The organism is Mesorhizobium sp. BR1-1-16, assembly GCF_020165495.1.
Lineage (GTDB): Bacteria > Pseudomonadota > Alphaproteobacteria > Rhizobiales > Kaistiaceae > Kaistia.
In genome coordinates this window covers 1-15551 of record NZ_JAIUIE010000014.1, presented here as the reverse complement: position 1 = coordinate 15551, position 15551 = coordinate 1, and the positions used below count along the sequence as shown (strand labels likewise).

13 protein-coding genes are annotated in these 15551 nt (G+C 65.0%); 12 read left to right on the top strand and 1 reads right to left on the bottom strand.

Annotated elements, in window-relative coordinates; all coding sequences use genetic code 11:
* The first annotated feature begins 105 nt into the window (after positions 1-105).
* The 12 genes from metK (at position 106) to LB518_RS24910 (ending at position 13751) form a co-directional block, all read left to right on the top strand.
* The gene (gene metK / locus LB518_RS21525) at positions 106-1296 is read left to right on the top strand and encodes a methionine adenosyltransferase (RefSeq protein WP_224579879.1); all 1191 of its coding nucleotides are present in this window, start codon (positions 106-108) and stop codon (positions 1294-1296) included.
* Positions 1293-1991 carry a tRNA (guanine(46)-N(7))-methyltransferase TrmB gene (gene trmB / locus LB518_RS21520; RefSeq protein WP_224579878.1) on the top strand — a complete coding sequence of 233 codons (699 nt, stop codon included), beginning with the start codon at positions 1293-1295 and terminating at the stop codon, positions 1989-1991. The genes metK and trmB overlap by 4 nt, the downstream gene beginning before the upstream one ends.
* Before the next feature lie 554 nt (positions 1992-2545).
* Positions 2546-3157 (top strand): ribosome maturation factor RimP, encoded by a 612-nt coding sequence (gene rimP / locus LB518_RS21515; protein ID WP_224579877.1) that lies wholly within the window; start codon positions 2546-2548, stop codon positions 3155-3157.
* A 40-nt stretch (positions 3158-3197) separates the two neighbouring features.
* Positions 3198-4820, top strand: a complete 1623-nt coding sequence (nusA, locus tag LB518_RS21510; protein WP_224579876.1) for a transcription termination factor NusA — start codon at positions 3198-3200, stop codon at positions 4818-4820.
* Positions 4821-4848: 28 nt separating this feature from the next.
* The gene (locus LB518_RS21505; RefSeq protein ID WP_224579875.1) at positions 4849-5520 is read left to right on the top strand and encodes an RNA-binding protein; all 672 of its coding nucleotides are present in this window, start codon (positions 4849-4851) and stop codon (positions 5518-5520) included.
* A 32-nt stretch (positions 5521-5552) separates the two neighbouring features.
* On the top strand, positions 5553-8228 hold the full coding sequence (infB, locus tag LB518_RS21500; protein WP_224579874.1) for a translation initiation factor IF-2: 2676 nt from the start codon (positions 5553-5555) through the stop codon (positions 8226-8228).
* Between the two features lie 204 nt (positions 8229-8432).
* Positions 8433-8888, top strand: a complete 456-nt coding sequence (gene rbfA, locus LB518_RS21495; protein WP_224579873.1) for a 30S ribosome-binding factor RbfA — start codon at positions 8433-8435, stop codon at positions 8886-8888.
* Positions 8889-8909: 21 nt separating this feature from the next.
* Positions 8910-9833 carry a tRNA pseudouridine(55) synthase TruB gene (gene truB, locus LB518_RS21490; RefSeq protein WP_224579872.1) on the top strand — a complete coding sequence of 308 codons (924 nt, stop codon included), beginning with the start codon at positions 8910-8912 and terminating at the stop codon, positions 9831-9833.
* A 50-nt stretch (positions 9834-9883) separates the two neighbouring features.
* On the top strand, positions 9884-10345 hold the full coding sequence (locus tag LB518_RS21485) for a baeRF12 domain-containing protein (protein ID WP_224579871.1): 462 nt from the start codon (positions 9884-9886) through the stop codon (positions 10343-10345).
* 225 nt (positions 10346-10570) lie between these two features.
* Positions 10571-10840, top strand: a complete 270-nt coding sequence (gene rpsO, locus LB518_RS21480; RefSeq protein WP_224579870.1) for a 30S ribosomal protein S15 — start codon at positions 10571-10573, stop codon at positions 10838-10840.
* A gap of 198 nt (positions 10841-11038) precedes the next feature.
* Positions 11039-13174: a polyribonucleotide nucleotidyltransferase gene (gene pnp / locus LB518_RS21475; protein ID WP_224579869.1), complete on the top strand. Its 2136-nt coding sequence runs from the start codon at positions 11039-11041 to the stop codon at positions 13172-13174.
* A gap of 199 nt (positions 13175-13373) precedes the next feature.
* Positions 13374-13751 (top strand): YegP family protein, encoded by a 378-nt coding sequence (locus LB518_RS24910; protein ID WP_502845865.1) that lies wholly within the window; start codon positions 13374-13376, stop codon positions 13749-13751.
* Positions 13752-13830: 79 nt separating this feature from the next.
* Here the strand turns inward: LB518_RS24910 and LB518_RS21465 are convergent, their stop codons facing one another.
* The gene (locus tag LB518_RS21465; RefSeq protein WP_224579868.1) at positions 13831-15435 is read right to left on the bottom strand and encodes a phosphoenolpyruvate carboxykinase; all 1605 of its coding nucleotides are present in this window, start codon (positions 15433-15435) and stop codon (positions 13831-13833) included.
* Between the last annotated feature and the right edge of the window lie 116 nt (positions 15436-15551).

Sequence of the window (15551 nt, the reverse complement as noted above, 5' to 3'; positions counted from 1 at the left end):
TGGTGAGTCGCGCCCATCGCGGCTTGACCGGCCCCTCGATCCGAATAATACCTTGTTCGGAATTCTGCAGGTCGCCTGCTCATCTCACCAAGCGCGGGGGTAATAGTGTCGAGGACGTCGTATCTCTTTACCAGCGAGTCGGTCTCCGAGGGCCACCCTGACAAGGTTTGTGACCGGATCTCCGATGAGGTGGTGGATACGTTCTTCCGTCTGGGGCCGGAGCAGGGCTGGGACCCGAGCCATCTGCGCGTCGCATGCGAGACGCTCGCGACCACCAACCGCGTCGTGATCGCCGGCGAGACGCGCGGCCCCGCCACGATCACGCGCGACCTGATCTCCCACGTTGCCCGCCTGGCCATTCGCGATATCGGCTATGAGCAGGACGGCTTCCACTGGGAGACCGCGGAGATCGACGTGCACCTGCATGCGCAGTCGGTCGACATCGCCGTCGGCGTCGACGCTGCTGGCAACAAGGACGAGGGTGCCGGCGATCAGGGCATCATGTTCGGCTATGCCTGCACCGAAACGCCGGAATTGATGCCCGCGCCGATCTTTTACGCCCACCGCATTCTGAAGCGCCTGTCGGAAGCGCGCCGCTCGAAAGAGACGCATGCGCTCGGCCCGGACGCCAAGAGTCAGGTCACCGTGCGCTATGAAGACGGCAAGCCGGTCGAAGTCACCCAGATCGTGCTCTCGACGCAGCATCTCGACGAGAACCTTTCGTCGAACGACGTCCGCTCGATCGTCGAGCCCTATATCAACGAAGCGCTGCCGGCCGGCTGGATCACGCCGTCGACCATCTGGCACGTCAATCCGACCGGCAAGTTCGTCATCGGCGGCCCCGATGGTGACGCCGGCCTGACCGGCCGCAAGATCATCGTCGACACCTATGGTGGCGCGGCGCCGCATGGCGGCGGTGCGTTCTCCGGCAAGGACCCGACCAAGGTTGACCGCTCCGCGGCTTATGCCGCCCGTTACCTGGCGAAGAATGTCGTCGCCTCGGGCGCGGCCGAGCGCTGCACGATCCAGATCTCCTACGCCATCGGCGTCTCGCAGCCGCTGTCGATCTATGTCGACCTGCATGGCACGGGCAAGGTCTCGGAGTCTGCCGTCGAGGCCGCGCTGTCCAAGGCGATGGACCTCTCGCCGCGCGGCATCCGCGAGCATCTGAAGCTTAACCGCCCGATCTATGCGCGCACGTCGTCCTATGGACATTTCGGCCGCGCGCCGGAAGAGGACGGCGGCTTCTCCTGGGAGAAGACCGATCTCTCGGACACGTTGCTGAAACTGCTTTGAGCGAAACCGGCGCGGCATCCCGCCGCGATTCGTTCTATGGCCGTCGCAAGGGCCATGCCCTGCGTGCCACCCAGGCGGATACGCTGACGCGCGTGCTCGATGCCTTGCGCGTCGACACGGCTGCGGCGGCGCCCGATGATCTTTGCCGTCTGTTCGATGCTGCCGTCGAGGACGTTGCGCTCGAGATCGGCTTCGGCGGCGGCGAGCATCTGCTGCACCGCGCGGCCACCGAGCCCGCCACCGGCCGCATCGGCGCTGAGCCCTTCGTCAACGGCATGGCCAAGGCGGCGGCGGCGATCGACGCCGGCAGGCCGGGCAATCTACGCCTGTTCGACCGCGATGCGGCCGAGCTGCTCGACTGGCTGCCGCCGGCGAGCCTCTCGGTCGTCGACCTGCTCTATCCGGACCCCTGGCACAAGCGCCGCCACTGGAAGCGTCGCTTTGTTTCCACCGCCAATCTTCAGCGCATCGCCCGCGTGCTGCAGCCGGGCGGACTGTTCCGCTTCGCGTCCGACATCCCGTCTTATGTCGACTGGACGCTGATCGCGGTGGCGGCCGATCCGCAGTTCGAATGGACGGCGGAAGACGCCGATGACTGGCGGATGCCATTCCCTGGCTGGCCGGGCACGCGCTATGAGCAAAAAGCAATCCGCGAAGGCCGCCGCGGCGCCTACCTGACCTTTCGCCGGCGATAACGGCGTTTCGATCAGGCGCTATGGCCGATCCGGCAGCGCGCGGATGCGGGGGCGCAGGCGCAACCCACCGAAATCCAGACTTCAAGATGACCGCGCCCCTCGGCGACCCCCATCGCGAAGGGGCGCGAGATCTCAGGGACCGACGAGATAAGGCAGCGCGAGCAGCGACGTGCTCGCCGCCGTCAGAATGAGAAAGGCGGCAAAACGCAGGGCGATGGATTTCATGATACGCAACACCGGAGAGGTTCGTGGATCGAACGGACCGAGACTGCGAAGATCCTGCTTAGCAATGTATTGATGAGCGTTGCTGAAGTTGAAATAATTCCAGCCGGTGGCGCGCCTGCAACGGAGCATCGCGGCGGCAGGGCAGCCGACATGGCGACGCCGCTTGCAATTGCCGGCCCATCGGCCTATACGCCTTTCATTCATCTCAAACGATCGGTTCGTTGGAGAGTGGACCCCCGGGGCCCGCTCGCAAGACTTCTTGGCCGATCGTGCGAGTTCCTTTGCGGCCTGGCGCATGCCGGGCTGATCAAACCTTCGGACGGATTGCCTTGGCCGATCCCGCCACCGCCGCCATCGAACCCCGCATCGTCGTCGAGACCGGCGTCGACGCGCGTGTCGCCGCGATCATCGAGCCGATCGTCGCCGATCTCGGTTATCGCCTCGTGCGGGTCAAGACCTCGCGCCGTAACGGCATGACGCTACAGGTGATGGCAGAGCGGCCTGACGGCACCATGACGGTCGACGATTGCGAGCAGATCAGCCGCAACATCTCGCCGGCACTCGATGTCGAAGACCCGATCACCGAGGCCTATCATCTCGAGGTCTCCTCGCCCGGGATCGACCGCCCGCTTGTTCGCCGCTCGGATTTCGAGCGCTGGTCCGGCCATATCGCCAAGATCGAGACCAGCCTGCCGGTCGACGGTCGGCGCCGCTTCCGCGGCACGCTGCTCGGCGTCGAGGGCGAGGCAACGGGGCTCAAACTCGAGGACGCGCCGGCCGGCGCGCCGGACCGGATACAGATACCGCTCGCCGCGATCGGCGATGCCAAGCTCGTCCTGACCGACGCGCTTATTGACGACACGCTTCGGGACCACGCGGCCCTTTCGGGCAGCGAGGACTCCGACATTGACGACATCATAGACGAGTCGTCCGACGCCTGACGGCGCGGGGATCGTTCAAAAGAGTAACGGAGACAGGACGATGGCAGTCAGCGCCAACCGCCTCGAACTCTTGCAGATCGCCGATGCGGTCGCCCGCGAGAAGGTGATCGACCGGCAGATCGTCATTGCCGCGATGGAGGACGCCATTCAGAAGGCGGCCCGCTCGCGCTATGGCTCCGAGACGGATGTTCGCGCCGAGATCAATCCGAAGACCGGCGAGATCCGGCTGCAGCGCCTGCTGCAGGTCGTCGAGACCGTCGAAAACCCGGCCGTCGAGGTCTCGCTCGAGGTTGCGACCGACCAGAATCCCGCTGCCCGCGTTGGTGACTATATCGCCGAAGCGCTGCCGCCGATGGATTTCGGACGCATCGCTGCCCAGTCGGCCAAGCAGGTCATCGTGCAGAAGGTGCGCGAGGCCGAGCGCGACCGCCAGTTCGACGAATACAAGGACCGTATCGGCGAGATCGTCAACGGTTCGGTCAAGCGCGTCGAATACGGCAATGTCATCGTCGATCTCGGTCGTGGCGAGGGCATCGTTCGTCGCGACGAACTGATCCCGCGCGAGACGTTCCGCTATGGCGATCGGATTCGCTCTTACGTCTATGACGTTCGCCGCGAGCAGCGCGGGCCGCAGATCTTCCTGTCGCGCACGCATCCGCAGTTCATGGCGAAGCTGTTCGCCCAGGAAGTGCCGGAAATCTATGATGGCATCATCGAGGTGAAGTCGGTGGCGCGCGACCCCGGCTCCCGTGCCAAGCTCGCCGTCATCTCGCGCGATTCATCGATCGACCCGGTCGGCGCCTGCGTCGGCATGCGCGGCAGCCGTGTCCAGGCGGTGGTGAACGAGCTGCAGGGCGAGAAGATCGACATCATTCCGTGGTCTGCCGACCCGGCAACCTTCATCGTCAATGCGCTGCAGCCGGCCGAAGTCGCCAAGGTTGTGCTCGATGAAGAGGCCGAGCGTATTGAAGTCGTGGTTCCCGATGACCAATTGTCTCTTGCGATCGGCCGTCGCGGACAGAATGTTCGCCTAGCCTCGCAGCTGACAGGCTGGGACATCGACATCCTCACGGAGCAGGAAGAGTCCGAGCGCCGCCAGAAGGAATTCCAGGAGCGTTCGACCCTGTTCAACACCGCGCTGGATGCCGACGAGGTTGTCGGCCAGCTGTTGGCTTCCGAAGGTTTTGCCTCGCTTGAGGAAATCGCCTTCGTCGAGCAGGACGAACTGGCTTCGATCGAGGGCTTCGACGAAGAGACGGCCGCCGAGCTGCAGCAGCGCGCACGCGACTATCTCGACAGGATCGAGGCCGAGCATGACGAAGAGCGCAAGGTGCTCGGCGTCGCCGACGAATTGAAGGAACTTGCCGGGATGACCAGCTCGATGCTGGTTGCGCTCGGCAAGGACGGCATCAAGACGATGGAAGATTTCGCCGGTTACGTGCCGGACGATCTCGTAGGCTGGGCCGAGCGCAACGAAGGCGAGACCAAGCGCCATGGGGGCTTGCTCGACAAGTTCGGACTGACGCGCGGCGATGCAGAGCGCATGATCATGACGGCACGTGTCAAAGCGGGCTGGATCACGGAAGACGAAGCCGAGGCAGAAATCGAGGCGTCCGCCGCGACCGAAGCCGAGGCGGCGGGTGTCGAGGAGACCGAGGCCTGAGCGAAGCTCGGGTCGCGGGCAGATCATCATGCCGCGCCGTAGCGAGCCGACGGTCCGCAGTTGCGTTGTTTCGCGGCTGGCGATGCCATCGGACCAGTTGATCCGCTTTGTCCTCGATCCCGAGGGCCGGGTGGTTCCCGATTTGCGGCGGCGCTTGCCGGGCCGCGGCGTCTGGGTGACGGCGCGCAAGGAAATGGTGGCGGCGGCCGAAAAGAAGCGGTTGTTCGCCAAGGGGTTCAAGACCGCTGTCACGGTCGAGCCCGGTCTGGCCGATCGCGTCGGCCTGCTGCTCGAGGATGGCGCCGTGCAGGCCCTGTCCTTCGCGCGGAAGGCGGGCGAAGTCGTCACCGGCTTCACCAAGGTCGAGACAGCGATCGCACGGGAGCAGCTTGCTGCGATCGTGCAGGCAAATGAGGCGGCCGATGACGGCCGGACGAAGATCGCGGCGGCGCTGAAGCGCCGCTTCGGACGCACTGATGCAGTTCCCGTTATTCGTATCTTCCGATCCGAACAATTGGATTTGGCATTGGGCCGGTCAAATGTGATACATGCTGCACTGCTCGCGGGCCGGGCGAGCGAAAATGTTATTGAGCGTGTCGCCGCGCTCGCCCGTTTTCTGGGGGAAGACGGGCCCGTTGGCATTGGCGACGACGGCCGCGAGATCGAACCGCCGGAAGTGCCCGAGAAGACCGCGCCGTGAAAGGGCGCTAGACCCGCAGGACAGAAGACCGAATGAACGATACGAGCAATAGCGGCGACAAGGATGTTGGCGGCGCGAAGAAGACGCTGAGCCTTAAGGGCCGTGACCTCGAGCGCGGCACCGTCAGGCAGAGTTTCTCACACGGGCGCACCAATACCGTCGTCGTGGAGAAGAAGAAGCGCGTGCTGATTCCGGGCAAGAGCGAGCCGGCCCCCGCGCCGGTTGCCGCCAGCCCGGCCGCACCACCGCGACCGGCCGCACCGCCGGTGTCGCAGACGCGCACGATCCAGTCCAATACGCAGGCAAGGCCGACGCCCGCCGCGCCGTCGCAGCCGTCGCGGTCCCAGCCGCAGCGCTCCGGTATGGTCCTGCGCCAGCTCTCGACCGACGAGCTCGACGCCCGTGCCCGCGCCTTGGCCGATGCCCGCGTCCGCGATGCGGAAGAGCGTCGTCAGGCCGAGGAAGATGCGAAGCGTCGCGTCATCGAGGAGGCTCGCCTCGCCAAGGAGCGTGAGGAAGCCGCCAAGCGCCAGGCCGAGGAAGATATCCGCAAGGCCGCAGAAGCGGCCGTGAAGGAACGCGCCGAGGAAGCAGCCCGCCGCCGCCTTGGCGACGAGGCGCCGCGCGCTCCGGCCGTTCCGGCTGGTGAACGTGCGCCTGGCGCTTCCGAGAAGCCCGCCGCCCGTACGGCGGCCCCGGGGGCTGCCCGCACGCCGGCACGCGCCGACGAGGAAGAGGGTCGCTCCGGCGGCCTGCGTCCTTCGACGGCCAAGCGTCCGAAGACGATCGACCCGAAGCCGGTCAAGAAGGAAGACGCCAAGCCGCGTGGCCGTCTGACGCTGTCGAACGCGCTCGACGATTCCGAGCGCGAGCGTTCGCTGGCATCGGTCCGCCGCCGCCGCGAGCGTGAGCGTGCTCGTCTCATGGCGCAGGGTCCGCGCGAGAAAATCTCGCGTGAAGTGATCCTTCCCGAGACGATCAGCATTGGCGATCTTGCCAACCGCATGGCGGAGCGCGCCGTCGACGTCATCAAGTTCCTTATGAAGCAGGGCCAGCTCCTCAAGGCCACCGACGTGATCGACGCCGACATGGCGCAGCTGATCGCCGAGGACATGGGCCACACGGTGCGCCGCGTTGCCGAATCGGACGTCGAGGAGGGCCTGTTCGACCGGCAGGATGCCGAGGCCGAGCAGATTTCGCGCCCGCCTGTCGTCACGATCATGGGCCATGTCGACCACGGCAAGACCTCGCTGCTGGATGCGATCCGCAAGACCAACGTCGTTTCTGGCGAGTCGGGCGGAATCACGCAGCATATCGGCGCCTATCAGGTCGAGCAGAACGGCCAGAAGATCACCTTCATCGATACGCCTGGCCACGCCGCGTTCACCGCGATGCGTCAGCGCGGTGCCCGTGCGACGGATATCGTCGTTCTGGTGGTGGCGGCGGATGACGGCGTCATGCCGCAGACGATCGAGGCCATCAATCACGCCCGCGCCGCCAAGGTTCCGGTGATCGTCGCCATCAACAAGATGGACAAGCCCGACGCCGATCCGACGCGGGTGCGCACCGAACTGCTTCAGCACGAGGTGTTCGTCGAAACGATGGGCGGCGAGACGCTGGATGTCGAGGTTTCGGCCAAGACCGGCGCCAATCTCGACCGTCTGCTCGAGACGATCCTGCTGCAGTCGGAAGTGCTCGATCTCAAGGCCGATCCGCGGCGCGTTGCCGACGGCGTCGTCATCGAGGCGAAGCTCGATCGCGGCCGTGGCCCGGTCGCGACCGTGCTCGTCCAGGGCGGAACGCTGCATCCCGGCGATATCGTCGTGGCCGGCTCCGAATGGGGACGTGTGCGCGCGCTGATCAATGATCAGGGCCAGACGGTCTCGGAGGCGCCGCCTTCGATGCCGGTCGAGGTTCTCGGCTTCCAGGCCGCACCCGAGGCGGGCGACCGCTTCGCCGTGGTCGAGAGCGAGGCCCGTGCCCGCGAGATCGCTGATTACCGTGCTCGTCAGAAGCGCGAGAAGTCCGTTGCCCGTCAGACGACGGCGCGCGGTTCGCTCGCGGAAATGATGAGCCAGCGCCAGAGCGCCGGCCTCAAGGAGTTCCCGCTCGTCATCAAGGGTGACGTGCAGGGTTCGGTCGAGGCCATCATCGGCGCGCTGGACGCGCTCGGCACCTCGGAAGTCGTGGCCCGGATCATTCATTCCGGCGTCGGCGGCATCACCGAGTCCGACGTCACGCTGGCCGCGGCCTCGAATGCCGCGATCATCGGCTTCAACGTGCGTGCCAACAAGCAGGCGCGCGACGTCTCGGAGCGCGACGGCATCGAGATCCGCTATTACAACGTGATCTACGATCTCGTCGACGACGTGAAACAGGCGATGTCCGGACTTCTCACGCCCGAGCGGCGCGAGACGATGCTCGGCAATGCGGAGATCCTCGAGATCTTCCACATCACCAAGGTCGGCAAGGTCGCAGGCTGCCGCGTCACCGACGGCACGGTCGAGCGCGGGGCGAATGTTCGCCTCATCCGCGAGAACGTCGTTATCCACGAGGGCAAGCTCTCGACGCTCAAGCGCTTCAAGGACGAAGTCAAGGAAGTGCCGGCGGGCCAGGAATGCGGCATGGCCTTCGAGAGATACGAAGACATGCGCGCCGGCGACGTCATCGAGTGCTACCGGGTCGAAGAGATCAAGCGGTCGCTCTGACCTGACAAGCGATTGGCTTTCCCGCTCCCCTCCGGGAGCGGGAAAGCCCTCCCTTCTGACGCCCCGCGTTCAATCGCGGGAAGGCCTCGGCATTGCCCGCTGTCGCGGTGGACGATGCGGACGCAATACAATCATCCGATATGAGAAGAGGCCGGTCCGAACCCGGCGGATGCCCATGTTGCGGCATCGAGAAGGAGACTTCCCATGGCAAGGACTGCTGCCAACGGCAAGAAGATCGGAACGCCCGGTCAGCGCCAGCTGCGCGTCGGCGAACTGGTGCGTCACGCGCTCGCGGAAATCCTGACGCGCGGCGACCTGCGCGAACCGGATCTCGAACGCGTCGTGGTGACCGTTCCCGAGGTGCGGCTTTCGCCCGACCTCAAGATCGCGACGGCCTATGTCATGCCGCTCGGCGGCCAGAATCTCGACGGCGTCGTGGCCGCGCTCGATCGCCATCGCAAATATCTGCGCGGCGAGGTCGCGCATCGCATCAACATGAAATTTGCGCCGGATCTACGCTTTCGCGTCGACACCTCTTTTGAAGAGGGATCCAAGATCGACGCCCTGCTGCGCACCGATCCGATCGTCCGGCACGATGTCGTGACGCCCTCGCCCGATGCGGACGAGGACGAGGACGGACCGGACGACGCGCGCGACTAACAAGCCAACAGGAAAGACATCATGGGCCAGCGCCAGAAGAAGGGCCGGCCGATTTCCGGCTGGCTGATCCTCGACAAGCCGCTCGGCATGACCTCGACGCAAGCCGTCTCGGTCGTGAAGCGCATCTTCGGCGCGCAGAAGGCCGGTCATGCCGGCACGCTCGATCCGCTTGCCACCGGTCTCCTGCCGATTGCCCTCGGCGAGGCAACCAAGACCGTCCCCTATGTGATGGACGGGCGCAAGATCTATGGCTTCACCGTCCGCTGGGGCGAGGAAACCACGACCGATGACGCCGAGGGCGCCGTGGTCGCGCAGTCTGATCTCCGCCCCTCGCGCGCCGCGATCGAAGCGGTGCTGCCCGAGTTCATCGGCACGATCATGCAGGTGCCGCCTGCCTTCTCGGCGATCAAGATCGACGGCGAGCGCGCCTATGATCTCGCCCGGGACGGTGAGGACGTTCAGCTGGAGCCGCGCCCGATCGAAGTGCACCGGCTCGATCTCGTCGACATGCCGGACGACAACACCGCCATCTTCGCTGCCGAATGCGGCAAGGGCACCTATGTGCGGGCGCTGGCGCGCGATATGGGCCGGCTGCTCGGCACGCGCGGCCATGTCGCCAATCTGCGCCGCTTGCTCGTCGGACCCTTCGACGAAGCCTCCATGGTGAAGCTCGACACGTTGCGCGAGGCGCAGGCGGAGGGCGGCTTTGATCAGGCGGACGCCATGCTGGCGCCGGTCGAGACAGCGCTATCCGATCTTCGCGAAATCCGCATCGGCGAAGCGGAAGCGGCGCGGCTGCGCAATGGCCAACCCTTCATCCTGCGCGGCCGGGACGCGCCGCTCGCCGGCGAAACCGTGTTCGCGACACAGGCTGGATCATTGGTGGCGATTGGCTCGGTCGAACAGGGCAGCTTCCAGCCGCTGCGCGTCTTCGTCGGCGAATAGCGGAACCTCGGCTGGACGCGGGTCGTTCCTTCTTCGTCAAGGAGAACGAAATGACCATCAAATCCGATCGTCCGACGCATCTTGTCCTCGTCGCCGATGGCGCCAAGGCGTTGTTCCTGCGCAATAGCGGGCAAGGCGGTGGCTATCGCCTCGACATCGAGACGGTGCTCGAGAATGACAACCCGCCGACCCGCGAGCAGGGAACCGACCAGCCCGGCCGTGCCATCAGCGCGGCCGGCGGCAATGGTTCGCCGCACGGCCAGAGCGGCATGGAACAGACGGACTGGCACCGTCTCGGCAAGGAGCGCTTCGCCGCGTCGATCGCGGAGCGGCTTGACGCCGATACGAGGGCCGGCGCCCTCGCCTCGCTCGTCATCGTCGCGTCGCCGCTGGTGCTCGGCACCCTGCGCAAGGCGATTTCGAAGGAGACGGCCGGGCTCGTCCGCCAGGAGATCGCCAAGGACCTGACGGGCATGACGGTTGCCGAGATCGAGAAGGCGCTGGCCGCATAGGGCCGCCGCCGAAACTTTCCGCTGGTCTTGGTGACGATCTTCGGGCATATGTCGCCCGCGCCCTGAAGGTCGAACGGTCTTCAGGGCGAAGCCCTATGGAGCGGCGACCGTGCTGGACGACATCCCGGCACCGGCCGACCACATCCAGGCAAGGGTTCCGGATCATTCCGGAACCGATCCGGCCGGGCATGTCGCCCGGTCCAGTCACTCTCGAAAGGATCCCCGATGTCGATCACCGCTGCTCGCAAGCAGGAACTGATCAGTGAATATGCGACGGGCCCGAACGATACGGGTTCGCCGGAAGTGCAGGTTGCCGTTCTGTCGGAGCGGATTGCCAACCTGACCGAGCATTTCAAGGGCCATGCCAAGGATAACCATTCCCGGCGCGGTCTGCTCAAGATGGTGAGCCAGCGCCGCAGCCTTCTCGACTATGTCAAGAAGATCGACGAGCAGCGCTACAAGAGCCTGATCGAGCGTCTCGGCCTGCGTCGCTGAGCGGGTCGGGCTGACGCCCGTCCCCGAAGACGCAAACTAGCGCGCGGCGGCATGGGGTCGCCGCGCTGATGTGCTCGCGGTTGTACGCCCGAGCCATGGCAGGATCGCCGGATGCTTTTGCTGCCTGTGCAGCGCCGAGAGCCTCCCGCCGTCTTGTCCATGGCTCCTCCGACGCATCCGCGGCGGAAAGGAACTGCCATGTTCGACATTCAACGTGTCGAGATCGAATGGGCCGGACGCCCGCTCGTGCTCGAGACCGGCAAGATTGCCCGCCAGGCCGACGGCGCCGTCCTCGCCACCTATGGCGAGACCAGCGTGCTGGCGACTGTCGTCGCCGCCAAGCAGCCGAAGCCCGGTATCGATTTCTTCCCCCTGACGGTCAATTATCAGGAAAAGACCTTCGCAGCCGGCAAGATCCCCGGCGGCTTCTTCAAGCGCGAAGGCCGTCCGTCGGAGAAAGAGACGCTGACTTCGCGTCTCATCGACCGTCCGATCCGCCCGCTCTTCGCGGAAGGCTTCCGCTGCGAGACGCAGGTCGTCGCCACCGTGCTCAGCCATGACCTCGAGAACGATCCCGACATCGTCGCGATGGTTGCCGCCTCGGCAGCGCTGACGCTTTCGGGCGTGCCGTTCTACGGCCCGGTCGGTGGTGCGCGCGTTGGCCTGATCGACGGCGCCTTCGTGCTCAATCCGCTGCTCGAGCAGGCCGCTGACTCGAAGCTCGACCTCGTCGTCGCCGGCACCACCGACGCCGTGCTGATGGTCGAGTCCGAGGCCCAGGAGCTTTCGGAAGACACGATGCTCGGCGCCGTGATGTTCGGTCATGCCGGCTTCCAGCCGGTCATCGACGCGATCATCCAGCTCGCCGAGAAGGCCGCCAAGGAGCCGCGCGCTTTCCAGGCACCGGATCTCTCGGCCATCGAGACCGAGATGCTCGGCATCGCCGAGAACGAGCTGCGTGACGCCTACAAGAACACGGTCAAGCAGGACCGCTACGCCGCCGTCGACGCCGTCAAGGCGAAGGTGATGGCCCACTTCTTCCCGGAAGGGCAGGAGCCGCGCTTCGACAAGGAGAAGATCGGCGCCGTCTTCAAGGAACTGCAGGCGAAGATCGTTCGCTGGAACATCCTGGACACCGGCAGCCGCATCGACGGTCGCGACCTGAAGACGGTCCGTCCGATCGTCTCGCAGGTCGGCATCCTGCCGCGCGCCCATGGTTCGGCGCTGTTCACCCGCGGCGAGACGCAGGCTCTGGTGGTCGCGACGCTCGGCACGGGCGATGACGAGCAGTTCATCGACGCGCTGGAAGGCACCTACAAGGAAACCTTCCTGCTGCACTACAACTTCCCGCCCTATTCGGTCGGTGAGACCGGCCGCATGGGTTCGCCCGGCCGCCGCGAAATCGGCCATGGCAAGCTCGCCTGGCGCGCCGTTCGCCCGATCCTGCCGAAGCACCACGAGTTCCCCTACACGATCCGCGTCGTCTCGGAGATCACCGAGTCGAACGGCTCCTCGTCGATGGCAACCGTGTGCGGCACGTCACTTTCGCTGATGGACGCCGGCGTTCCGCTGAAGCGTCCGGTGGCGGGCATCGCCATGGGCCTCATCCTCGAGGGCGAGCGCTTCGCGGTGCTCTCCGACATCCTCGGTGACGAGGATCATCTCGGCGACATGGACTTCAAGGTGGCCGGTACCGCCGAAGGCGTGACCTCGCTGCAGATGGACATCAAGATCGCCGGCATCACCGAGGAGATCATGAAGGTCGCCCTCGACCAGGCCAAGGGCGGCCGTGCGCATATCCTTGACGAGATGGCCAAGGCGCTGACATCAGCCCGCCCGTCGCTCGGCGAGCATGCACCGCGCATCGAAGTGATCCAGATCCCGACCGACAAGATCCGCGAAGTGATCGGGTCGGGCGGCAAGGTGATCCGCGAGATCGTCGAAAAGACCGGCGCCAAGATCGACATCTCGGACGACGGCACCGTCAAGGTTGCCTCGACCGACGCCAAGGCGATCACGGCAGCGCTCAACTGGATCAAGGGCATCGCCGCTGAGCCGGAAGTGAACGCGATCTATCAGGGCACCGTTGTGAAGGCCGTCGATTTCGGCGCCTTCGTCAACTTCTTCGGCGCCCGCGACGGCCTCGTCCACATCTCGCAGCTTTCCAACCAGCGCGTCGCCAAGACGCAGGACGTTGTCAAGGAAGGCGACAAGGTCTGGGTCAAGCTGCTCGGCTTCGACGAGCGCGGCAAGGTCCGCCTGTCGATGAAGGTCGTCGACCAGACGACCGGGCAGGAAATCAAGGAAGAAAAGGCCGAGACCGTCGCCGAGTAAACGGCCGGCTCAAGCCCGTCAAACGAAGAAAGCCCGGCGAGCGATCGCCGGGCTTTTTTTCCTTATGCGACTCGGCGAAGGACTCCATTGCCGAGATAAGTCAACGAAATTCTTGGGGCGAGCACCACATATCGCCTTACGGCAAGCTTTGCCACTATATGTAGATTCGTGCTTGACTCGAGTCTGATCTGCATTCTTCATGAAAGGGACTGCGGAATCGGCGAAGCCGCCGGTGATCAGACCGGCGGCTTCCAAGATACCAACCCGTGCAGCACAGATGCTGGGCGCGGGCAGGGGCTCCAACACGGGGATCATGAATCCTTCGGCTCCGATAGGTCAAGCCCAGCGTCGCATCAAGGACGAAAAAATGGCCGATCGAACATATCCTTCATACTGGTTGTACAAGGACAATGTTGGCGAATGGCGGTGGAGTTATGCCGCTGTTAACGGACGCACCATCGCTGTGAGCAGCGAAAGCTACAAACGTCGTGCTGATTGTGAGCACGGCATTGAGTTGATGAAGGGATCATCGCGTGATCCCGTTTGGTATCCGGCAAATCTTGAGAACGCCGCATAACGCTCAATGGAGGCCCGGCGTCACCCGCCGGGCCTCCATCTGCAAGTGATCATTCTCATTGGCGACATAGAATTGACTTCTACGCCACCATCCCCGGGGCGGCGTCAACCACGTCCTTCTCGACGTGGCTTTCGAACTTCGCGAAGTTCTTGACGAACATGCCGACGAGCTTGGCCGCCTGCGCGTCGTAGCCGGCCTTGTCCTGCCAGGTCTTGCGCGGATGCAGAAGATGCGGCTCGACGCCGGCGACGTCGGTCGGGACCTGGAAGCCGAAATTGCGGTCGGTGTAGAAGCGAGCATCCGCCAGCGAGCCGTCGAGCGCTGCGGTCAGCAGCGTTCGGGTCGCCTTGATCGGCATGCGGCGGCCAGTACCATAGGCGCCGCCGGTCCAGCCGGTATTGACCAGCCAGCAGGTGACACCGTGTTCGGCGATCAGGTGGCGCAGTAGATTGCCGTACTCCGCCGGATGGCGCGGCATGAACGGGGCGCCGAAGCAGGTCGAGAACGTCGCCTGCGGTTCGGTGACACCCTTCTCGGTGCCGGCGACCTTGGCGGTGTAGCCGGAGAGGAAGTGATACATCGCCTGTGCCGGCGTCAGTCTCGCGATCGGTGGCATGACCCCGAAAGCGTCGGCCGTCAGCATGACGATGGCCTTCGGATGACCGGCGCAACCGGTCGCGCTCGCATTCGAGATGAAATCGAGCGGATAGGCGGCGCGGGTGTTCTCGGTCTTCGACGCATCGTCGAAATCCGGCAACCGTGTCACCGGATCGATGGCGACGTTCTCCAGCACGGTGCCGAAGCGCTTGGTCGTCGAGAATATCTCCGGCTCGGCCTCGGCCGAGAGCTTGATCGTCTTGGCGTAGCAGCCGCCTTCGAAATTGAAGATGCCGGCCTCGCCCCAGCCATGCTCGTCATCGCCGATCAGCGTGCGGCCGGGATCTGCTGAGAGCGTGGTCTTGCCGGTCCCTGAAAGGCCGAAAAAGACCGCCGTATCGCCTTCGGGTCCGACATTGGCCGAGCAATGCATGGGCATGACGCCCTTGGCCGGCAGCGTGAAGTTCAGATAGGTGAACACCGCCTTCTTCATTTCGCCGGCATAGGACGTGCCAGCGATGAGCACGATGCCGCGCGTGAAATCACAGGCGATCATGGTCTCTGTGCGGGCGCCATGGCGGTCCGCGCTCGCCTTGAAGCTCGGCATGTCCAGGATGGTCAGCTTCGGCACGAAACCCTGCAGCGCCTTCGCCTCGGGCCGGATCAGGAGGTTGCGGATGAACAGCGAGTGCCAGGCCTTCTCGGTGAAGACCCGGACATTGACCTGCTCGGAAGGATCGGCGCCGGCGTGGAGATCCTGCGCGAACAGCTCCCGATTGGCGGCATGGGCCAGCATGTCCTCATGCAGGCGATCGAAATGCGCCCGCGACAGCGCCTTGTTGCTGTCCCACCAGACCTGATCCTCGGTGAGGGCATCGCGGACGATGAACTTGTCCTGCGGCGAGCGGCCGGTATGACTGCCTGTCTCGACCGAGAGCGCACCATCCGCGGTGATGATGCCCTCGCCCCGGCGCAGCGACTGTTCATAGAGAGCTGGCGCGCCATCGTTCCAATAGAGCGCCGACAGCCACTTCAAGCCGAAGGCGTCGGCACCGAAGGAAGGGTTGCGAAGGCCAGTCTCGCTCACAGTGGCAGTCTCCTCAAATGGCGGGCCCGAACGCCCGACCAGAACGCGATCAGACGCAACCAATGCGTCCGGCCGTCGGCGGACACGCGCCGACGGCCGCCCCTAGGGCGGCTTTA